The organism is Shouchella tritolerans (genome assembly GCF_025770735.1).
In the GTDB taxonomy this organism is placed as follows: Bacteria; Bacillota; Bacilli; order Bacillales; family Bacillaceae_D; genus Shouchella; species Shouchella tritolerans.
This window is the reverse complement of record NZ_JAODPB010000009.1, coordinates 34,366-54,771: the sequence shown is the minus strand read 5'-3', so window position 1 is coordinate 54,771 and position 20,406 is coordinate 34,366. Positions and strand designations below refer to the sequence as shown.

At 45.9% G+C, this 20,406-nt stretch carries 23 protein-coding genes and 1 pseudogene; 8 read left to right on the top strand and 16 right to left on the bottom strand.

Annotated features, from left to right (window positions below):
- Nucleotides 1-53: 53 nt before the first annotated feature.
- The 4 genes from N6H06_RS20620 to N6H06_RS20605 form a co-directional block, all read right to left on the bottom strand.
- Nucleotides 54-1,178: a mannitol-1-phosphate 5-dehydrogenase gene (locus N6H06_RS20620; RefSeq protein WP_263707901.1), complete on the bottom strand. Its 1,125-nt coding sequence runs from the start codon at nucleotides 1,176-1,178 to the stop codon at nucleotides 54-56.
- Complete coding sequence (locus N6H06_RS20615; RefSeq protein ID WP_263707847.1) at nucleotides 1,178-1,609, bottom strand: PTS sugar transporter subunit IIA; 432 nt, start codon at nucleotides 1,607-1,609, stop codon at nucleotides 1,178-1,180. The genes N6H06_RS20620 and N6H06_RS20615 overlap by 1 nt, the downstream gene beginning before the upstream one ends.
- Nucleotides 1,606-3,666, bottom strand: coding sequence for a BglG family transcription antiterminator (locus tag N6H06_RS20610; RefSeq protein WP_263707900.1), 2,061 nt, complete (start codon nucleotides 3,664-3,666; stop codon nucleotides 1,606-1,608). Before N6H06_RS20610 ends, N6H06_RS20615 begins: the two co-directional genes overlap by 4 nt.
- A 65-nt stretch (nucleotides 3,667-3,731) precedes the next feature.
- Nucleotides 3,732-5,438: a PTS mannitol-specific transporter subunit IIBC gene (locus N6H06_RS20605; RefSeq protein WP_212954100.1), complete on the bottom strand. Its 1,707-nt coding sequence runs from the start codon at nucleotides 5,436-5,438 to the stop codon at nucleotides 3,732-3,734.
- A gap of 235 nt (nucleotides 5,439-5,673) precedes the next feature.
- Here N6H06_RS20605 and N6H06_RS20600 point away from each other — a divergent pair, with 235 nt between their 5' ends.
- Nucleotides 5,674-6,513, top strand: a complete 840-nt coding sequence (locus tag N6H06_RS20600; protein WP_062749866.1) for a transporter substrate-binding domain-containing protein — start codon at nucleotides 5,674-5,676, stop codon at nucleotides 6,511-6,513.
- A gap of 11 nt (nucleotides 6,514-6,524) precedes the next feature.
- Entirely contained in the window at nucleotides 6,525-7,190 is a 666-nt protein-coding gene (locus N6H06_RS20595; protein WP_062749867.1) for an amino acid ABC transporter permease, read from the top strand.
- A 455-nt stretch (nucleotides 7,191-7,645) separates the two neighbouring features.
- On the opposite strand, the gene N6H06_RS20590 is transcribed toward N6H06_RS20595, so the two are convergent.
- Together N6H06_RS20590 and N6H06_RS20585 are read right to left on the bottom strand one after the other, a co-directional pair.
- On the bottom strand, nucleotides 7,646-7,999 hold the full coding sequence (locus N6H06_RS20590; protein ID WP_062749868.1) for a HesB/IscA family protein: 354 nt from the start codon (nucleotides 7,997-7,999) through the stop codon (nucleotides 7,646-7,648).
- A gap of 53 nt (nucleotides 8,000-8,052) precedes the next feature.
- On the bottom strand, nucleotides 8,053-8,241 hold the full coding sequence (locus N6H06_RS20585; protein ID WP_051881153.1) for a Spo0E family sporulation regulatory protein-aspartic acid phosphatase: 189 nt from the start codon (nucleotides 8,239-8,241) through the stop codon (nucleotides 8,053-8,055).
- Between the two features lie 230 nt (nucleotides 8,242-8,471).
- Between N6H06_RS20585 and mqnE the strand changes: the two genes are divergently transcribed.
- Nucleotides 8,472-9,566 (top strand): aminofutalosine synthase MqnE, encoded by a 1,095-nt coding sequence (mqnE, locus tag N6H06_RS20580; RefSeq protein WP_062749869.1) that lies wholly within the window; start codon nucleotides 8,472-8,474, stop codon nucleotides 9,564-9,566.
- A gap of 51 nt (nucleotides 9,567-9,617) precedes the next feature.
- Here mqnE and dapF read toward each other — a convergent pair whose 3' ends face one another.
- From dapF to N6H06_RS20565, 3 genes are all read right to left on the bottom strand, one after another.
- Nucleotides 9,618-10,466: a diaminopimelate epimerase gene (gene dapF, locus N6H06_RS20575; protein WP_212954101.1), complete on the bottom strand. Its 849-nt coding sequence runs from the start codon at nucleotides 10,464-10,466 to the stop codon at nucleotides 9,618-9,620.
- A gap of 8 nt (nucleotides 10,467-10,474) precedes the next feature.
- The gene (locus N6H06_RS20570; protein WP_062749871.1) at nucleotides 10,475-10,714 is read right to left on the bottom strand and encodes a hypothetical protein; all 240 of its coding nucleotides are present in this window, start codon (nucleotides 10,712-10,714) and stop codon (nucleotides 10,475-10,477) included.
- A 63-nt stretch (nucleotides 10,715-10,777) separates the two neighbouring features.
- A complete protein-coding gene (locus N6H06_RS20565; RefSeq protein WP_062749872.1) occupies nucleotides 10,778-11,014 on the bottom strand; it encodes a YuzB family protein in 237 nt (78 codons plus the stop codon).
- A gap of 221 nt (nucleotides 11,015-11,235) precedes the next feature.
- On the opposite strand from N6H06_RS20565, the pseudogene N6H06_RS23205 reads away from it, so the two are divergent.
- Nucleotides 11,236-11,403 (top strand): annotated as a pseudogene (locus N6H06_RS23205) (TetR/AcrR family transcriptional regulator); the annotation flags it as partial.
- A gap of 399 nt (nucleotides 11,404-11,802) precedes the next feature.
- Nucleotides 11,803-12,870 carry an NAD(P)/FAD-dependent oxidoreductase gene (locus N6H06_RS20560; RefSeq protein WP_062749941.1) on the top strand — a complete coding sequence of 356 codons (1,068 nt, stop codon included), beginning with the start codon at nucleotides 11,803-11,805 and terminating at the stop codon, nucleotides 12,868-12,870.
- Nucleotides 12,871-12,911: 41 nt separating this feature from the next.
- Here the strand turns inward: N6H06_RS20560 and N6H06_RS20555 are convergent, their stop codons facing one another.
- Nucleotides 12,912-13,226, bottom strand: coding sequence for a YuzD family protein (locus N6H06_RS20555; protein WP_062749873.1), 315 nt, complete (start codon nucleotides 13,224-13,226; stop codon nucleotides 12,912-12,914).
- A gap of 152 nt (nucleotides 13,227-13,378) precedes the next feature.
- Here N6H06_RS20555 and N6H06_RS20550 point away from each other — a divergent pair, with 152 nt between their 5' ends.
- Nucleotides 13,379-13,618, top strand: coding sequence for a NifU family protein (locus tag N6H06_RS20550; RefSeq protein WP_011247781.1), 240 nt, complete (start codon nucleotides 13,379-13,381; stop codon nucleotides 13,616-13,618).
- Between the two features lie 128 nt (nucleotides 13,619-13,746).
- On the opposite strand, the gene thrB is transcribed toward N6H06_RS20550, so the two are convergent.
- The 4 genes from thrB to yutH all read right to left on the bottom strand — a co-directional run bounded on the left by thrB (nucleotide 13,747) and on the right by yutH (nucleotide 18,156).
- Nucleotides 13,747-14,640, bottom strand: coding sequence for a homoserine kinase (thrB, locus tag N6H06_RS20545; protein ID WP_062749874.1), 894 nt, complete (start codon nucleotides 14,638-14,640; stop codon nucleotides 13,747-13,749).
- The gene (gene thrC / locus N6H06_RS20540) at nucleotides 14,640-15,710 is read right to left on the bottom strand and encodes a threonine synthase (protein ID WP_062749875.1); all 1,071 of its coding nucleotides are present in this window, start codon (nucleotides 15,708-15,710) and stop codon (nucleotides 14,640-14,642) included. The genes thrB and thrC overlap by 1 nt, the downstream gene beginning before the upstream one ends.
- Nucleotides 15,710-17,011 carry a homoserine dehydrogenase gene (locus N6H06_RS20535; protein WP_062749876.1) on the bottom strand — a complete coding sequence of 434 codons (1,302 nt, stop codon included), beginning with the start codon at nucleotides 17,009-17,011 and terminating at the stop codon, nucleotides 15,710-15,712. The genes thrC and N6H06_RS20535 overlap by 1 nt, the downstream gene beginning before the upstream one ends.
- Before the next feature lie 104 nt (nucleotides 17,012-17,115).
- Nucleotides 17,116-18,156 carry a spore coat putative kinase YutH gene (gene yutH, locus N6H06_RS20530; RefSeq protein WP_263707846.1) on the bottom strand — a complete coding sequence of 347 codons (1,041 nt, stop codon included), beginning with the start codon at nucleotides 18,154-18,156 and terminating at the stop codon, nucleotides 17,116-17,118.
- A 101-nt stretch (nucleotides 18,157-18,257) separates the two neighbouring features.
- Between yutH and N6H06_RS20525 the strand changes: the two genes are divergently transcribed.
- Complete coding sequence (locus N6H06_RS20525) at nucleotides 18,258-18,746, top strand: phosphatidylglycerophosphatase A family protein (protein ID WP_062749878.1); 489 nt, start codon at nucleotides 18,258-18,260, stop codon at nucleotides 18,744-18,746.
- 101 nt (nucleotides 18,747-18,847) lie between these two features.
- Here the strand turns inward: N6H06_RS20525 and N6H06_RS20520 are convergent, their stop codons facing one another.
- Nucleotides 18,848-19,600 carry a TIGR01457 family HAD-type hydrolase gene (locus N6H06_RS20520; protein WP_212954104.1) on the bottom strand — a complete coding sequence of 251 codons (753 nt, stop codon included), beginning with the start codon at nucleotides 19,598-19,600 and terminating at the stop codon, nucleotides 18,848-18,850.
- Nucleotides 19,601-19,616: 16 nt separating this feature from the next.
- Nucleotides 19,617-20,069: a DUF86 domain-containing protein gene (locus tag N6H06_RS20515; RefSeq protein ID WP_062749880.1), complete on the bottom strand. Its 453-nt coding sequence runs from the start codon at nucleotides 20,067-20,069 to the stop codon at nucleotides 19,617-19,619.
- Nucleotides 20,070-20,129: 60 nt separating this feature from the next.
- Here N6H06_RS20515 and N6H06_RS20510 point away from each other — a divergent pair, with 60 nt between their 5' ends.
- Nucleotides 20,130-20,393 (top strand): hypothetical protein, encoded by a 264-nt coding sequence (locus tag N6H06_RS20510; RefSeq protein ID WP_318527600.1) that lies wholly within the window; start codon nucleotides 20,130-20,132, stop codon nucleotides 20,391-20,393.
- Nucleotides 20,394-20,406: the final 13 nt, after the last annotated feature.

The following is a 20,406-nucleotide window of genomic DNA, read 5'->3' as shown; positions in this document are numbered from 1 at the left end:
TAGCTGGCTTCTTTTCATTTTTACGTTCCCTGCTATGTCTTTGCCAAAGCCATCTACTCTTTAGCGACGATTTCAACAAGCGGGTGGTCTTTTTCTAATTTAGAAATTTCACAGAACGCGTCCACATACCCTTTTTCATCGACAAGAGCTCGCAGCTGCTCGCTTTCTGGGTCCCCTTCCGCATAAAAGTGAAGGGCATCGAAAATCGTTTCTGCCAAAGACTCAGGATGAAGCCCTTTTTCGGCTAAATACTTCGCAGGTTTAACGAGTCGATCTGCTGGTCCAAGCTTACGGATAGGGCCGCGGCCAACTCGTTCAACCAAGTCTTCAAGATGAGGATTTTGAAAACGGAGAAGAATTTTGTCGATATAATCTTCATGGGCTTCGGCATCAAACTGGTATTCCTCTACAAGCATCGCTTTCGTCTCATTAAGAGCACCGCGGACACGGTGTTTAATATAATCATCTGCCAAAGCCTCTTTAATTGTTTTCTTTCCTTTGCGATAGCCAACATAAGCGGCAACGGCGTGCCCAGTGTTAACTGTGAATAACTTGCGCTCAATGTATGGAGCTAGGTCATCAACAAGCACTGCTTTGCCAAGCTGTACAGCATCTCCTTTCAGAGCAGGCTTTTCGACGACCCACTCAAAAAAAGGTTCTACTGTAACATGAAGGATATCATCTGATTGGACATTCGGCACAATCCGATCGACGGCAGCGTCGGCGAAGCCAGCATCCTCCAACAATGCTGTCGTTTCTTCTTCAGAAAGATAGGACAAAACGTCTTTCTTCAACTGAGAAGTCGCCCGGATTGCATTTTCACAAGCAATAATGTTGACTGGCTTACCTGCAGTCCGTTGCTTTAACCCTTGTGCGATCGTCTTAGCAATATAGGGCAAAACAGTCGGCCCTACTGCAGTTGTAACGATTTCCGCTTCGACAATTGCGTCAATCGCTTCCTTTTCATTTGTTTTGCTGTTAATTCCGCGCACATTTGTAACCGTCTCTGTCTCTTTTCTTTCGCCCGCAATCGTTACTTCGTACTCATTTCGCTCGTTAAGGGCGTCTATGATCTCCTCGTTTACATCAACAAATGTCACTTCATAACCTGCATCGACCAGTAAGGCGCCAATAAAACCACGGCCGATATTGCCTGCGCCAAAATGAACAGCCTTCATCATTCCGTTACTCCTGAAAAAAAGTCAAGTACGTCGTCGGCTGTTTTCACTTGGAGAAGTGCTCTAACATTGTCCTCTTCTGAGCAAGCGATCGCTATTTTGGAGAGTATCTCTAAATGCTCATCTCCTTTGCCGGCAATGCCGATGACAAGCTGTACAGGGTTACCGTCCCAGTCAATTTCATCATCAAGCAGTAAAATCGATAAGCCCGACTGTTTAACATCCTCTCGGGCATCCTCTGTCCCATGAGGAATGGCAAGCAAGTTCCCCATATAAGTAGACGTCAATTCTTCCCGGGCAAACATTTTGTCAATGTACTGTTCATTCACATAGCCTTGGTCAGCCAGCACTTGTCCGGCAAGTTTAATCGCTTCTTCTTTCGAGGCCACGCTCGCGCCAATTTTAATGTTCTCTGCTTTTAAAATGCTCATGATTGGTCCACTCCTTCATTTATATACGATATCATAAACTCGCGGCACTTTTCTTCAAGAAACTGTATAATCTCGCGCTCTCTTCCTTGATAGAAAAGTGCCGTTTCGTCATCTGAGCCAATCAGCAAAATGCTAACAAAACTCATAAACGCAAGCTCCTGTTCTTCCAAAGGTTCAGGAGCAAGCATGAGAATCGCCCGTTTAATCCTTTCATTGCCATCTGCCATTGAAGCAACTTGCGCTTCCGTTTTTAGATCCAAAAAAACAAACGTCGGCCGCTTTATTTCGTTTAAACGAGTATGGAACAAGGCCAACCCTGTACCAGGAATGCCAATCCCACCTAGTCGTTCCCTTGCAAGCAGCGCATCATAAACTTGTTTTGCCCCGGATAATGCCCCTTCTTCCTCAAGAATAGCGCAACAAGCACGAATGCCTGCAAGGAGTTCATCCACAGGGACAAGGCGAACCGACTGTAAAAAAGATTCGATAAAGGATGCCATCCGTTTAATGTCTGCAAATGAACGCTTTTCTTCCACGTTTGTTCGGACAGTCGGCGCTGCCGTGATCGTTTGCTCATTTAAAAGCTCATCGATATTTGCTTTAATTAAACTGGCCTCGTCAGTAGTTAACATCGGGCTGACACGGAGCGCTTGCCTGTTATTCGTCTCCACCTTGACGGTTGAAATGAACAAATCAAAGCTGGCAGGGTCATATTTGTCCAAATCAAACAAAGAGGCGTTTGTAATAGAGGAAATTTCGGGAAATTCTTGTCTAATACGGCTCGCCAACATTTTGGCCGAACCAATTCCACTTGAACATACAACCAATGCCGATAAAGACACGGATCGTTTGCGCCGCTCAAGTGCAGCCCCAAAATGAAGCGTTAAAAAACCAATTTCTTCTTCAGGCAGCTTAAGGGGCGCAAACGCCTCACTTGCTTGTTTAGCTGTCACGGAAAAAAGAGCAGCATAATCGGCCTTTACTTTTTCCAGCAGCGGATTATGGATTTTCATGCCTTGTCTCACCCGGTAGAGAGCAGGTTTAAGATGGGCGAGCAATCCTTGGAATAAGGACGGTTCGGCTAAAGAGACAGACAATTCCTGTTCCATTCCGGCGATAAACTGCTTTAATCTGCCTGCCAATTCTGCATTGGATTGCTCAAACGGCTCTCTCTGTATATGCCCAATCCGCGCCCCACGCAAGTGCATCACTAAATAGCCAATCTCTGCCTCAGGAATTGTTATTTGGAACGTTCGCGCAAGCGCCTCGGCCAACTCCTGTGCAATCGGCAGGCTGTCTTCTTTATGCAATGCTTCAAGCTGGCCTGCGTCCATTCTAATTTGTTCGCCTTGCTTAATTCGTTCAATCGCTAATGTGGCATGGACGACAAGAGCAATAAATGATTGGTCAGCCATGTCATCAAAATGCTTTTCTTTCACACGTTGTATCGTTGACTGGACAAGGCGGATTGTATCTAAGTCAACAAAATGCAAAAGACGGCTAGCGACTTCATTTTGCATTTGCCCCGAATAGACGGCTTCATAAAACGCTTCCTCCGTGAGGTTTTCAGCTAAGATTGCCGACATCGCTTGGCGAATATTCGTTTCGGTGCCTTTTACGGCAATGCCGTAGCCCCGTTTACGGATCAATTTAATGCCAAACTGTTCAAGCCATTCGGCCGCCTTTGTCAAGTCACTGCCAACAGTGGCAGGCGTGACGTTCAACTCTTTTGCAAGAGCGAACAGCTTAACTGGTTCATTGGCGTCTAGAAGCAGTGCCAACAGTAGCCCTACACGTTCATCGCTGGTGAAGTCAGCAGCATCGATCGTTTGCAGCTTCTCCTTTAACGCTAGCTTATACTTAGACGCCCCTTCTAATACAAGAAAATGACCTCTGTTTAACGAGAGTTGATAATGCGCGGCCACTTTCGCCAAACTTGGCAAGTCTCGTTGTATCGTCCGTACGCTGACAGAGGCCACATCAGCTAGCTCTTGTAATGTCAATCCCTGCTCGTTGGCAAGCAAAGCCTGAAGCAAGACGCGTTCTCTTGCCGTCATATGCACACTCATCCCCCCTTCCCTATTAAATAAACAGACAACATCCCCTATAAGGGGATGTCGATTTATTTTAGACGTTCCACAAGCTCGTCATAGCGGGGACTGCTTAAGAAATTCTCTACGGATAGATGTTCAGCATCAGGCTGTTTTTGTTTCGCTCGTTCTGTTAAGTCTTTATGAGTAACGACAAGATCGGCGTCTGCTGGAATGTTGCTAATGGCCGTATTCGATACATGGATACCCGTAATGCCCGCTTTTTTAAACTTGTCTTTTAATAATGAAGCGCCCATTGCGCTAGAACCCATACCAGCATCGCAAGCAAACACAATTTTTTCGATCGGCTTGTCTGTAGGCTGTTGTTCCTCTTGTGTGTGAGCCGCTTGCAGCTTCTCAATGATTTCTTGGTAGCGAGGGCTGTTCATAAAATTGTCGACCGATACATGAAGCGCATTCGGTTGTTTTTGTTTGGCACGCTCTGTTAAATCTTTGTGTGTAATGATCAGATCTGCGCTATCTGGTATGTTGCTGATGGCTGTATTGGCCACCGAGATGCCTTCAAGTCCTGCTTTTTTGACGCGGTCTTTCATAATTGAAGCGCCCATCGCACTTGATCCCATTCCTGCGTCACAAGCAAAAATAATCGATGATACCTTTCCATAGTCGACCTCTGCTGTCGCTTTTGGTTCGGCTGCAGCGGTCGTTTTCCCCTTCATTTCTTGGATTTTCCCTTGTGCTTTCTCTAAATTCTCTTCCTCGCCCTTGCGGTCAAATTTGAGAATCATGGATGCGACAGCAAACGAAATCGCCGTTGCGACAAGAACGCTTAGAATGACGCCCACATAACTATCTGACGCTGTAAGCAATAAAATGGAGATAATGCTTCCAGGAGACGGGACGCTCACCAATCCAGCATTAAACAGCGACAAAGTGAAAATACCACCTGCTCCGCCAAGAATGGCTGCTACGATCAACAATGGCTTCATCAACACATATGGGAAATAAATTTCGTGGATGCCGCCAAAGAAATGGATAATCCCTGCTCCATACGACGAGGCACGAGACGCACCTTTTCCAAAAATCATATAAGCGAGAAGGATGCCCATCCCTGGGCCAGGGTTGGCTTCAAGCAAGTAAAGGATGGACTTGCCGTACTCAGCGACTTGACCAGCAGCAATTGGGCCAATGACGCCGTGGTTAATCGCATTATTTAAAAACAAAATTTTTGCTGGTTCAATAAAAATCGAAACGAGCGGCAAGACGCCCCAGCTAATCATGGCGTCAACGCCAGTTTCTAATACTTGGGTAAAGGCAGCGACGAGGGGCCCAATCGCTAAAGAGCCAAATAAAGCTAAAGCTGCACCAAGAATACCGGCAGAAAAGTTATTGACAAGCATTTCAAAACCTTGCTTGATTTTCCCTTCCACCACCTGGTCAAACTTTTTAATGACATATCCACCAAGAGGCCCCATAATCATTGCCCCGATAAACATTGGCATATCAGCTGCAACGATGACACCCATCGCTGCGGTGGCGCCAACAACGCCGCCCCTAAAATCATGGACGAGACGCCCGCCGGTAAAAGCAATTAACAGGGGCAACAAATAGGTGATCATCGGGTCAACAAAGTTTTGGAACAACTCAATGCCAGACGGTACGGCAATTGCTGTAAGCAAGCCCCATGCAATGAAAGCCCCGATATTTGGCATAATCATACTACTTAAATTACTGCCAAATTTTTGTACTCGAGAACGGATGCTCCCTTTTTCAGCCATTCTATTTCCTCCTTTAGAATGATAATCATAAAAATGGATGAGTTCTATCTCTCGAGCTTCATCTTAATTGCCTTTAGCATCTCCTTCAATAAAAGAAAAATGCAATTTCGTCGTTTTTGTCGCGACAAGATTATATTTGTTGGACTTATTTATAATGGAAGAAACAAGTTTCTTGATTGTTCGTCCGTTTATCCCCATACTAACAAAGGACGTATACTTTCAGGAGGAATGATAGATGAACAAGCAACTGTTTACTTACATTGGGCTTGCTGCTGGCTTGCTTAGCGCTTGCCAAGGAGAAGAACCAGCTGAAGAAAACGCGAGCGACGAGAACCAAGCATGGCATGCGATCGAAGAAAAGGGGACGATCGTCGTTGCCACTGCAGGGACTTTGTTTCCGACTTCCTATCATGATGATGATAATGAACTGACGGGGTTTGAAGTCGAACTCGTTAAAGAAGTAGCTGACCTTCTCGATGTCGATGTAACATTTGAAGAAATCGGCGTGGAAACGATGACGCAAGCGCTAAACAGCGGGCGTGTTCACCTTGCCGCCAACAGTTTGGCCATTACCGAGGAACGGCAAAAAAACTTTGATTTCTCATTGCCATATAAATTTTCTTATGGAAGCGCGATTGTACGTGCTGATGATTTATCTGGCATCGAAACATTGGAAGACCTAGATGGCAAAATTGCTCTAGGCGCGCCAACAACAACGTATATGCAAAAAGCGGAATCGTATGGTGCAGAGCCTTTGTTCTTTGACAATGTTACAAATGATGTTTATTTACGTGCAGTCGAAACAGGGCAAGGGGATGTGATTTTAAATGATTTTTATTTGCAGTCTATTACAGTTGAGGCGATGCCGGAAATAGACGTCGTTGTCCACCCATCGCTCTTTTACGACCCTAGTGAACAAGCATTTATGATGGCAAAAGGAGAGCCCCGTCTGAAAGAAGCAGTCGACGAAGCGCTTGAACAGCTCCTCGCTGATGGCACTGCCAGTGAGTTATCCAAACAGTTTTTTAACGGCCAGGATGTTACAACGTTGCCTGATGATATTGAATTTCAATAGGGTGTTGGCAGATGCGTTCATTTGACCTAAACCTTGCGATTGAATCCTTTCCCTTTATTTTAAAAGGCTTGCAATATACGCTTTTTGTTGCTGTGATTAGCATGGCCATTGCACTCGTGTTCGGGTTTATACTAGCGCTTGGACGTATGTCAAAACAAGCCTATGTTCGCATACCGTGTATGCTGTTTATTTCTTTCAATCGTGGCGTGCCGATTTTGCTCTTATTGTTTTTACTGTATGCCGCTTTGCCGGAATTTGGGTTTCAGCTAAGCGCGGTAGCTGCAGCTATTGTAGGCTTCAGCCTTAATACGTCGGCGTACGTCGCTGAAGTGAACCGTTCCGCCTTGGCGGCTGTTGACCGTGGACAACATGAAGCAGCTGCTTCCCTAGGATTGTCGAAAGCAAAAGCGATGCAGCATATTATTTTGCCACAGGCGGTCCGTATTGCTTTGCCACCGCTCAGCAATATTTTTTTAGGTCTAGTTAAAATGACGTCGATCGCGTCCACCATTGCTTTGCCTGAGCTGATGTACCAGGCTCGGATCGTCGGGGGCAGGGAATTTAATTATTTCACCGTTCTGATCGTTGCCGCCTTGATCTATTGGGGTATTTGTTCACTGCTGTCTCTTTTGCAGCGCTACTTAGAAAAACGGTTTAATCGTTATATTGAAACATAAGAAGCGGGCGGCAGAATAATTCTGCCGCCCGTTCAGACTGTAGACAAACGCTCGCATACTTCGTCGTTTGACTCACTCATATGTTCATGAACACCTGTTCTATTCACATCTTCCTTCGCCTGCACTCCTCGTCTGACAAGCGTTTTCTATCAGTCTGAAGGAAAGTTGTAGACAAACGCTCGCATACTTCGTCGTTTGTCTCACTCATATGTTCATGAACACCTGTTCTATTCACATCTTCCTTCGCCTGCACTCCTCGTCTGACAAGCGTTTTCTATCAGTCTGAAGGAAAGTTGTAGACAAACGCTCGCATACTTCGTCGTTTGTCTCACTCATATGTTCATGAACGCCTGTTCTATTTAATCTTCCCTCACATGCACGCCTCGTCTAACAAACGTATTTCAGTTTAAAGGAAGTTGCAAACAAACGCTCGTTTTTGCTGACAAGCGTTTTTATTAACAATCCTCTGGCGTCCCTGCGTTAGCAGCTGTACGGAAAGATGCGCCGCAGCCGCAGTTAGCAATCGCATTGGGATTATCGAGTGTAAAGCCGCCGCCCATCATGTTTTGTTTATAGTCGATCACCAATCCTTTTACGATTGGCTCGCTTTCTTTGTCGATCAAGACGTCGATGCCATTTACATGGATTTTCGTATCCTCTTCGTCTTGCTCATTGTCGAAACCCATGGCGTAGGAAAGGCCAGAACAGCCGCCCCCTTTTACGCCAATCCGAAGCATGAGGGACGCATCGCCTTCCTCTTTTTTCATCGCTTCGATTTGGCTTACAGCCGCATCCGTAAGAGTAATCATTCCACATGCCTCCCTTCTTTATTCTTACAGTATAGTGGGTTTTGCAAGAAGACTCAAGTTTTCGGAAACGAGCGCTTCGATTCCATTTCTAACAAGTAATTATGAATCAAGTCAATTTCTTTGCTATATGTTAACACAATAGGATGTGACATGCCGTACTGCTTTGCTGCGATGAGCATTTTAGCTCTTAGGCTCTCTAGCCTTTCTAGACAAGCCTCATATGTTAAACGCAATACGACCACCCCATTATTATAACTATTCACCTTTTCGCATATTGCCTACATTTTACAGATTATCCCCTTGCCACGCAACGATAATCTTCCATTTGTTATTTGTTTGTAATGTTTTCTTTTGCCTTTTCGTCTGGTTCACGCGCCTTTCATTCTAAAAATGGTAGTAGTATAATAGGTTCGTACGGATTTGAAGGGAACACGATGGCAAAAGTGAAGAGTTCCAAAAGGAGGAAATGAAGATGAGTGTACTACTTGCAGACACGAAGCTTCAAGAAGTGAAAGAAAAAGTGTTACATGGCGAGCGCCTTTCGATAGAAGATGGCCTTGTTTTATATGAAACGCCTGATTTGCTCGGAGTTGCACAACTGGCTAATATCGTCAACGAGCGGAAAAACGGGCAAAACGTTTATTTTATCGAGAACCTTTATATCAATCCAACGAACGTGTGTGAAGCCAACTGCGGATTTTGTGGCTTTAAGCGCAAACCAGGCGAAAAAGGCGCTTATACGATGGATGAGGAAGCATTATTAAAATATGTGGAAGACCGTTGGAACGACAACATCCGCGAATTCCATATCGTTGGCGGGCACAACAATGAAGTCGGTTTCGAGTATTATGTGAATACCGTAAAAACGTTGAAAAAGCACTACCCGCAAGTAACGATTAAAGCGTATACAGGAGCAGAGATTGAATTTTTCTCACGCCTTGCTGGCATTTCTATGAAAGAAGTGATCCAAACGCTCATGGACGCGGGGCTGGCCACATTAACTGGAGGCGGTGCAGAAATTTTGACTGAGCGGTACCGTGCTATTATGAGCCCGGATAAAGCATCGACAGACCAATGGCTTGAAGCACACGAAACGGCTCACAACCTTGGCTTGCGCACTCATTCAACGATGCTTTACGGCTCAGTTGAAACGAAAGAAGAGCGCTTGATTCATATGCAACGGGTCCGCGACTTGCAAGACCGTACAAACGGTTTTATGGTTTTCATTCCTCTAGCGATGCAGCCGCGAAACGTAAAGGCAGGCTTAAACCGTCGTACTTCCGCTTACGATGATATGCGTACGATTGCTGTCAGCCGCCTCATGCTCGACAATTTCCAGCATATAAAAGCGTATTGGATCAACATTGGCGTTCAGTTGACACAAATGGCGTTGACTTTTGGCTCCAGTGACATCCATGGCACATTAATTGAAGAACGGATTTCCCATTCTGTTGGTGCATTAACGTCTGCAGGCATTACGCGAAAAGAACTGATTCATATGATCAAAACAGCTGGCAAAACACCAATCGAACGCGATACATTCTACAATGAAATAAAACGCTATTAACATTTAAAAAGCCTGTCCGCAAACTTGCGGAACAGGCTTTTTAAGCATCCGTTAAAGAAAGACATTCCCTGTGCAAATATAATCGGCTGGCCCACTCATGAGCACATCGCCATTTTCTTGCCAGACAATTGTTAGATCACCGCCAAGCAAGTGGACCGTAACGGGGACACCCTGTTTTGCATATCCATTTAACACACTGGCGACGACTGCAGCGCACGCCCCTGTGCCGCACGCTTGCGTAATGCCTGAACCTCGTTCCCATACGCGAAAATGAAGTTCTGTCTCGCTGACCACTTCTACCCACTCGGCGTTAACCCAGTCTGGGAACAGAGAATGTTTTTCGATCACAGGACCAAGCGTCTCAACAGGCGCTTCCTCGATTTGCTTAACAAACATGACTGCATGAGGATTTCCCATTGAAACAGCCGTCACTTGAACCGTTTCGCCATTGGCCTCCAGCTTTTCACCGACAACAGGCTTATCATCTCCGCCGATCATCGGAATTGCCTGCCTCATTAAACGCGGCGGTCCCATATTGATGGTGACTGCTCCGACACGTCCCTCTTCATTCACATCAACAGTAGCAAAAACAGGACCGCCCAACGTCTCAATCGAAAATGCCTTTTCGTGAACCAACCCATGTTCGTAGCTATATTTTGCGACGCAACGCAACCCATTCCCGCAATTTTTTGCTTCCGATCCATCATTATTAAAAATACGCATTTTTATCGCGCATGAAGTAGAAGGGCCAATCAATATCATGCCGTCACTGCCAATCCCTCGGTTCGGATCAGCTAGCCAAACCGCTGTTTCAGCCAAGCGCTCTTCGGGTAAAGATTCCTTAAATAGATTGATGTAAATATAGCTGTTGCCGAGGCCGTGCATTTTTGTAAACTCCATTTTCTTCCTCACTTTCTTAACGGTTCGTCTGCCCAAAAATAATCATCATCCGCTTCAAGAATGGTCATCACTTTATGGCAACATGGCATGACAAGACGAACTTTGAATGACTCTTTTGCCTGTGCAACATCCTTTTCTTTCAGGGGAGTCAGCACGTGTTCCGTTTGGCAATAAGGGCATGTTTCAATATAAAAGTCTTTGCCTTGCTGCTCATAAGGCCATGTGTGGCTAAAAGGTAAAAAGGCCATTTTATCGCTCCTTTATCATCGAAAGGAGCTGCAACAAAGTAGGTGCAGCTTCCTTAGCAGCACTTAAAACATAGGATTTTCTTCTAAATATTTATAAATATTGGAAACTAGCGCTTCTGGGGTATCTCCAGCTATATACTCGCCGTTAACGAGAGCGAAATAGTCGAGCGCACATGTGCCGCAATGGTTGAGGCAACCGTATTCAATTATATCTAAATTCGGGTCTTTTTCTAGCTCTTCCATCGCATCATGTGATCCGCTTGCCAAGTTGCTTAAACAAAATTCAATAATCGGTCTCATGTGCGTCACCTCAACCGTTATGCTACTCTGTCTGTCCGTTAAAGTCAATCATCCCTTTTTAAGACCTCCAGAACAGTGAAGCGCTCATTCATTTTGTAACAAAACGTTCAAAAACGGTTGTCGGATCTCTCATCAATCGGTATAATCAAAACTGACCGAGGTCACTTTTTCATATCCTCTAAAATTGGAGGTGAACCCGCCACTGTTATTGGTGGACCATTATGGCCGTCCTCCAGAAAAAGAAGAAGACCCGTTTGGCCATTTTAAATGCGGCCGTGTCCCTTTTTCATCAAAAAGGGTTTCACTCAACAACGGTACAAGAAATTACAAATCATGCACATGTAGCAAAGGGGACATTTTTTAACCATTTTCCTACAAAAGAATCGATTTTGCATGCGCTTGCAGAAGAACGGCTGCTCTTGCTGGCAAACAGCCAATCCACCGGCGCAGGCAGCCAGTCACTGCTAGCAAATATTCGGGCAAGCCTGCTCTACTTATTGGAAGACTACGATATTCATCCTACATTAACGGTGCTTATTTGGAAACATGCTGCTGAGCACGAAGATAGCCTGTTCGCCCATTGGAAGCAGCTGCTAGAAGAAACGAAAGAAGAGTGGGTTGCCAGTGGCATCGACCACGGCTTACTCGCCCACATTATTAACAGCCATGTTGCTTATGGGTTGCATGCATTTCGCTATGAACCGACTTGCATCGGTCTTGTAGAAAAAATAATGACACTTGTAGAGACAAGTTTTGGCACCATTTCAAAAAGAAGGAGACCTTTTTCCATGAAGAAACTCGTCGTATTAGGAGCAGGATATGGAGGCATGCGCTTGTTACAGCGTTTATTGCCAAACGACTTGCCAAAGGACTGGGAAATCATCCTTGTCGATCAACTCCCTTACCATTGTTTAAAAACCGAATATTATGCCCTTGCCGCTGGAACGGCATCAGACCACCATTTGCGCGTCTCTTTCCCTGAAGATGAGCGCTTGCGCATCAAATACGCGACCGTTACTGCCATTCATTTGCAAGATTCAACAATTGACCTTGACAATGGCGAGTCGATTCCATTTGACAAACTCGTTATTGGCCTCGGTTGCACAGATAATTACCACGGCGTGCCTGGAGCTGACCAGTATACGTACAGCATTCAAACGATGGGCGCCACAAGAAGAACATATGAAGCGCTCAACAATGTTCGTCCAGAGGGAGTCGTCTCCATTGTTGGCGGTGGTTTAAGCGGTGTTGAGCTTGCTAGTGAACTGCGGGAAAGCCGGCCCGATTTGACGATTCGCCTATTTGACCGCGGCGATTACATTTTGTCGATGTTTCCGAAAAAATTAAGCACGTATGTGCAAAACTGGTTTGTCGAACACGGAGTCGATGTCAGCAACAATTCCAACATTACAAAAGTCGAGCCCGGCGCGATTTATAACCATGACGAGCGCATCGAAACAGATGCAGTCATTTGGACGGCCGGCGTTCAGCCTGTTGATGTTGTCCGCACCCTTGACGTTGAAAAAGACCGCTCTGGCCGGATTGTCTTGACTCCCCAACACTTTATACCAGATCATCCTAATGTTTTTGTTGTCGGCGACTGCGCAAGCCTTCCTCATGCGCCAAGCGCCCAGCTTGCCGAATCACAAGCAGAGCAAATTGTGACGATTTTAAAGCATCAATGGAAAGGAGAAGAATTGCCTGAGACGTTACCGCGCATTAAATTAAAAGGTGTGCTCGGTTCACTTGGCAAAAAACACGGCTTCGGCATGATGGGTGAAAGACCCCTTACCGGTAGAGTGCCGCGGATTCTAAAAAGCGGCGTGCTGTGGATGTACAAATACCATTCTGGTTGATGGCTTTTATAGGCACACTGTTTGACGACAGTGTGCTTCTACTATGCGAGAATCGCTTCCACTTTTTCAACAATCATTTTTAAATTCGGGTTGCCTTCTGCAACCACTTCACCATTTAGAACAACGAGCGGATAAAAATACGCTTCATTTAAAATCGCCGCAGCCAAGCGCTTTTTTTCTTCCGATGATTGCGGTTCGTCAATGTCGACATAATCAAACTCAAGAGGCGCCTGTGGGAATTTCCGTAGTAAAGCCGCTTCGAGCCATTCCTTAGTATCTAATGCACTAGGCAAATGAACGCAAGAAGCACATTTTTGCTTAGCGCCATAAATGGTAAACATGATTGATTTAGCCATTTGTTCTCCCCCATTCTTTTCTTACAGCTTACATGAGCACCGGCAAATCTGGCAACGCCTGTGTGATAAAAATCGAGAAAGATGGTGGCAATGCATGGATTTTTTTTTACGCGCCTATTATAATGGAGAATAAGCAGAAAGGAGTGGTTCGAATGGAAACAAGCACTGAGTTGATGGAGCAAGTCCAAGAAGTACTTGACAAGCTTCGTCCGTTTTTGCTTCGTGACGGCGGCGACGTTGAGCTGATTGACGTAGAAGATGGCGTCGTAAAAGTTCGCCTTCTAGGTGCATGCGGTTCATGCCCAAGTTCAACGATTACGTTGAAAGCTGGAATTGAACGTGCTCTTCTTGAAGAAGTACCAGGCATTACGGAGATTGAACAAGTTTTTTAATAGCTGAAAATCAACAGCAGCATCGTTTCCATGCTGCTGTTTTGCACACAAAAGCCGACCCCCTGGGTCGGCTTCTTTATGTGTTCGCGTCGTTTGTCTAACGCTCCTCCTTGTATACTAGGAAAAAACTATGCTTGTGCAATCGACACGGCTGATCCTTGAACAGCTGGACGCATGACCTCCGCACTGCAAGCAGGGAACTGCTTATTTAGACGGCTTGCAAATGCTTCGCCTTTCCCTTCTTTTACTAAGCAAAGAATAATAGGCCCTGCGCCGCTAAGCGCCGCTCCGTATGCGTCCTCATCTGCTTGAGCATAGGCGCAAACATCCGGTAAGTGGGGAATCAACTGCTGACGGTAAGGCTGGTGGAAGCGGTCTGCTAACATCATTTTTCCTACTAGTTCCCAATCTTGCTTTACAAGTGCCGCTGCCAGTACATTGGCGACTGAACTTGCCTGAACGGCTTCCTTGTACGATAACATATCTGGCAAAACCGCACGCGCTTTTTTCGTAGCCAGTGTCTTCGGAGGGATAAGGGCAACAAGGTCGATGTTTGGCGCTTCCACATGAAGGATCTCCGTCGATTCTTCGCTGTGTGTGCCAATCACTAAGCCCCCATAAATAGAAGCAGCTACATTGTCTGGATGCCCCTCCCATAAGGAAGCAAGACGGGCCTTTTCCGCTTTTGAAGCAAACTGGCCACAAACAGAAGCAGCCAATTCAATGCCAGCAACGATCGCTGCGGCACTGCTGCCGAATCCTTTTGAAAGAGGGATGCCATTATTCATGACAACGCGACATGGGGGCAAAACCTTTCCCCATTCTTTGCTCGCAAAAGCAGCGGCTTTTGTCACTAAATTATCGGTACCTATATTCTCCAAGCCAGGCGAAGAACAAATAAACGACCACTTGCTTGCTTGTTCAACTTCCAAGTGCAAATAACGGTTTAAAGCAAGGCCAATTGAATCAAATCCTGGCCCTAAATTGGCTGTGCTAGCGGGAACAGTAATCGAAAAAGCCATTACTTTACCGCCGGCTTTGTGGCCATTAAATAATCGGCCAGCGCTGTTTTTGAATCTTCAACCGTTGTCGTTTGCACATTGGAGAGGTCTATAGCCGTTGTCGGATCCTTTAAACCATTGCCAGTTAGAACTGCGACGATTTTGGAGCCCTTTGCTACTTTCCCTGCTTGAATCTGTTTTTTTAAGCCTGCTAATGATGCACATGAACCTGGTTCAGCAAACACGCCTTCTTTTTTCGCTATTTCCCGGTACGCATCAACAATTTCTTCGTCCGTCACCGAGTCGATTTCGCCTTTTGACTCATTCGCAGCTTGTACAGCCAATTTCCAACTCGCTGGATTGCCAATGCGGATGGCAGTGGCAATCGTCTCTGGATGCTCAATGACATGCTGCTTCACAATCGCTGCCGCCCCTTCCGCTTCAAAACCATGCATACGCGGCCGGCCCGTTTGGTACAACTCATCGTATTCTTTAAAGCCCATCCAATAAGCAGAGATGTTTCCAGCATTTCCGACAGGGATTGCCAATACATCTGGGGCAGCCCCTAAGGCATCACAAATTTCAAAGGCTGCTGTCTTTTGACCATGGAGCCTATATGGATTGACAGAGTTGACAAGGGCTATTGGCTCGGTTTCGCACAATTCTCTTACGAGCGCAAGAGCACGGTCAAAGTTCCCTTCAATTTCGATGATTTCTGCTCCGTACATCGCCGCCTGGGCTACTTTCCCTAGTGCCGTTTTGCCTTTTGGAATAACAACAATCGAACGCAGCCCCGCTCGTGCTCCGTAGGCGGAAGCTGCCGCGGACGTATTGCCTGTTGAGGCGCAAATAAGCGCCTGCGCCCCTTCTTCTTTCGCTTTTGCCACAGCGACAACCATTCCTCGGTCTTTAAACGATCCAGTCGGGTTTGCGCCTTCATACTTCACATAAAGCTCTACGCCCCATTCCTCCGATAAATGCTCGAGTTTAAGTAAAGGCGTATTGCCTTCGCCAAGTGTCAATGCCGGCGTGTTTTCCGTAATCGGCAAATACGAACCGTATTCTTTTAAAAGTCCTGCCCAAGCAGCCATTATCTTTTTCCTCCCTCAACTCGGTACGAGCTTGCTATCGTTTTAACTACATCTAGCTGCTCAAGCTCTTCCATTAATTCCTTATATACAGCTCGGTTGGTCACATGTGTAATGATCACAATTTCCGCCATTTCTTCATCTTCCATTGGAAGCTGCAAGAGCTTTTCAAAGCTGACGTCATATCTAGCAAATAACGATGTAATGCCTGAAAACGTGCCTGTTCGGTCCTCTACATGCAAGCGAATAAAAAACTGTGATTGCTTTTCCTGCTCTTCTTTAAACACTGCTTCATATAGTGGCTTCGTTGCCGCATAGCCGTTGACGCGATGGCGCATATTTTTCATAACCGAAACGAGGTCGCTTACCACTGCTGTTGCAGTCGGCAACGAGCCAGCTCCAGGCCCGTAAAACATCGTTTCGCCAACGGCTTCTCCATGGACAAAGACAGCATTGTATTCATTTTGCACGCTGGCTAGTGGATGGTCCGATGGCAAGAGTGTTGGTTCAACACATACTTCCAACCGCCCCTCATCCCTTTTCGCAACGCCGATCAATTTCATGGTGAGCCCGAGTTGCTCGCAAAAATGCAAGTCTTTGCCTGATACATTGGTTATCCCTTTCACGGCTACATCGCTAAGCTGGACAGGCGCTGAAAAGCCAAGCGTCGCTAAAATTGCCATTTTTCTAGCTGCGTCCAGCCCTTCTACGTCAGCAGTTGGATCCGCTTCAGCAAACCCCAGCTCTTGCGCTTCCTTGAGTACATCTTCATAAGAGCGGTTTTCCTGGCTCATTTTCGTTAAAATATAGTTGGTCGTGCCATTGACAATTCCCATCATTTTTGTAATCCGGTCAGCCGACAACCCTTCCGTGATCGTCCGCAAAATCGGGATGCCTCCAGCTACGCTCGCTTCATAATAAACGTCCACCTCTTGCTCGGCCGCAAGCGCGAGAAGCGAAGCCCCCCATTCAGCCATAAGGTCTTTATTGGCTGTAACAATATGCTTTTTCTGGCGAATTGCTTTTTCAAGCAGTTGCTTCGTCTCGGTTACTCCACCCATGACTTCAATGACAACATCCAGGTCTGGGTCGCCAAGAATGTCTTCTGGATTTGTTGTCAATTCGACACCGTTTACTTCTGATCCTCGCACTTTATCTATTTGTTTGACGAGTGCTTTTTTTATCGCGACAGGCCTTCCGGCTTGGTGCGCCAATTCATTTTGATGCCGTTCCACAATCGACACTACGCCAGTGCCAACCGTTCCTAAACCTAAAAGGCCAACTTGAATCGCTCTCTCCCCCACACTAACACTCCCCACTGTCCTTATATGAAATACACGTGTTTTCTTATAATGGACATTATAAAAGGAATTGCCAGCGAATTCAAGCATTACTTTTAGGCAATGCTCTATAAAGTCTGCCCTTTTAACCAATCAAGCAACGGCATTTCCGGATAACGGCTCAGTTTTGCCTCTTCTGCCAATTCGCCGAGGAAATTGGCATTGCTCGTTTCCCAATCAAGCAACTGTTGGAATTGCTTTCCATACTCACGTTGCTCATGGGGAAGTTGTGCTTGGTAATAGTTTTCAATCACTTCAAAATAATGCAGCGGGAAAATCAAACGGGCATACATCATTTGCCATGTATAGGGAGTAAGCACTTGCCACTCTTCATACCCCCCGCAGAATGAAGCGATCCGCTCCCAGTTCTCCCTAGACTCTCCCATGGGCCGGTTCTCACGGATCCACTCTGCTAAATCTCGTGCTGGGTGGTCATATAAAAAGGCAGTAGGTGGTTTGACAATATGCCCCCGCTCAGACATATAAAGCCAACTCGTCTCCCCAAAACGACGATGGCAAATCGTTGGTTCGTCGTGTAGCTCCTTTTTAACATCGAACTGCGTATCAACAGCAAATTGAATCGCATTTTCCGTCATTCCCATAAAATAAGGGTATGTGCTGAGAAACGCTTCATCGGTTGTCGTCTGTGGTCCTTGATTAGCGATTACTTGGTACCAATTTTCAAGTTGCTCCAATCTTGTCGCCCAGAGCTCTTGCCATGGTGTAAAGCTAGCTTTTTTCCAATGTTGGCGCCCTTGTTGCCCCCGCTTATGCCAGGTATAAAGCTGCTCGCCTAAATCCCAATCCGATTGAATCCGGACTCCGCGAAATTCGCTGAATTCAGGGACTTTAAACACGTACGACTCAACACCGTCAATTAAGGCGGAAGACTGGTTAACACGATTTGGTACAAGCTCAAGGACAGATTCATCGCCTGCTTGGCGCATAAAGTCGCAAAAAGCCATCATTTCCACTTCCTCGGCGATGCATTCATCCTTCGGTAAAATGAGATAGGCTTGGTTATTTGCTCTGAAACCTTCATACGGCCCAACAGTAAAACGCTCGTCACAGTAAAGTTTATACTGGTCATACAAATTCCGCTCTAGCAATGTTGTTCCCTCCTTGCTCCAATCCCTTTAGTCTATGAGGGCATCGCATAAAATGTGTGCTTGCACGTAGACTATAAAAAGAAGGTTAAGGGAGGAACATAATGGGAAAAGACGCGGTTGCAGAGAAAGCAAAAGAATGGTTGCAAGATCGCGGTGTCAGTTTGCATGACATCGCCGTTCTCGTGTATTTCCTGCAAGAAAAATACCATCCTGACTTATCACTAGCGCTATGCTTGGAAAATGTCGAGCGTGTTCTTTCCAAACGGGAAGTCCAAAATGCAGTGTTAACAGGAATTCAACTAGATTTGCTAACTGAAAAGAAATGCCTGGAATCACCTCTACAAGAGATTTTAGCACGTGATGAAGGGCTTTATGGCGTAGATGAAATTATCGCATTGTCAATCGTCAACGTCTACGGCTCTATCGGGCTAACCAATTATGGTTATATTGATAAACAAAAGCCAGGGATTTTAAAGAAACTAAACGATAAATCGACAGGCGCTTGTCATACATTTTTAGATGATATTGTCGGCGCGATTGCTGCCGCCGCTTCGAGCAGGCTCGCCCACAGGAAAGCGAATACGGAATAAGCCAGCCACATAGTGGCTGGCTTAGCTGATAGGCAATTAACGTAAAACAAACGAGGCACACAGCAGCACTTCCTATAACGAAGGGATCGGCAAAGCTCCCTTTAAATTGGCCAATCTGCTAAAGAAGGAATACTATATGTCGGTTGAGTTTTATATGCAGATAAATCGGTTGTGATCCCTGTTTGTACATGGATTGTGTCGATGCCCGCATTGATGCCAGCGAGCAAGTCTGTATCATAATTGTCTCCGACAAAAACAGTAAAACGTGGGTCAAGCTTTAACTGTTTGATGGCAGCTTCGACAATCGCAGCTCCCGGCTTGCCAATAACAATCGGTTCTGTTTTTGCTGCATACGCCACCGCTGCTACAAGAGCGCCGTTGCCGACAACAAGCCCTGACTCGGTTGTAATCATCGCATCTGGATTTGTTGCAATCAAAGCAGCTCCACTTGCAACGAAGCGGGCTGCTTTGCTCAGTTTTTCATGGGTAATTGCCCGATCCAGCCCAATGACAACGGCATCAGGCTTATCCTCTGTCTGCGTAAACGCAGCCAATGCTTCAAACAGCCCTTCTTCACCAATCACATAAAGTGAGGAATGAGGCATCTTTGCTTGTAAATAAGAGGCTGTCGCTACGCTTGATGTCATAATTTGCCAAGGGTCGGCTGAGATGCCCATTCCATTTAATCGTTTGGCAACTTGTTCAGGACTTCTTGTTGAATTGTTTGTAACAAAGCCATAAGGAACATGGCACTTGGCCAATTTATTGATAAAATGGACCGCGCTTACGATGGGCTCACTGCCATGGTAAACGGTCCCATCTAAATCAAATAAGTAGCTTTTATAGGCCTTCATTGTCCACCTCTTTGCGTTAACGATTGTCTTTATCTGGAAGAAAAGCAGTAATGACGCCAAGTTCATTTTTTAAATATTGGCGGACAGCAGGCGGGAAAGCCTCTAAACTTGGCTGGCTTTCTTGAAGCCAGCTCCAAACATCGTTCGCCTCTAGGCTTGCATACTGATAAACAAGCGCTTTACGGCGGCGAATCAACTGTTTTAATCCTGCTGCTGTTTCGTCTAGAATGACGTTTTCATCGAGCAAGATGTCGATAATATCTTCGTATCCCCCTGGATCACGCATAATAAAGGCATCAATCATCTGATTGCCGACGTCAATGACTGCTTCAATGAGCACAGAGGCTGTCCGTTCTAATGCGAGACGGTCCTTGTCGCTTGTACCGAACGCCTCTTCCTTCATCATTTTTAATAAATGTTCCATATAATCAAGCGTTTGTTCGATCCGCTGCCTGTCAACAAAATACATGGATACCTACTCCTTTTCCCAGCTATTGTTTGCCATTTTCCGGGCAGACTGAGCATGGAGGTGAATCAGTTGGCAAAAAGGAAAGCCCGACAAACGTATGACGAATTCACAAATGTCGAAGCAATGCACCATTATATCATTCCGGAAGAATTGCCTGAAGGGCCTTACGGGGCACCAGTCGGAAAAGAGGGACCGGTCGTGAATAAAACAACCGAATGGGAAGAAGGCCAGCGCACTTATAGTGCTTTTAATTATGTAAACAAAGACCTTCATGCAGGCTTACCCCGGAAGTATCCGAATCACCATCCACCACACGACAAATAAAACGGAGCTGCAC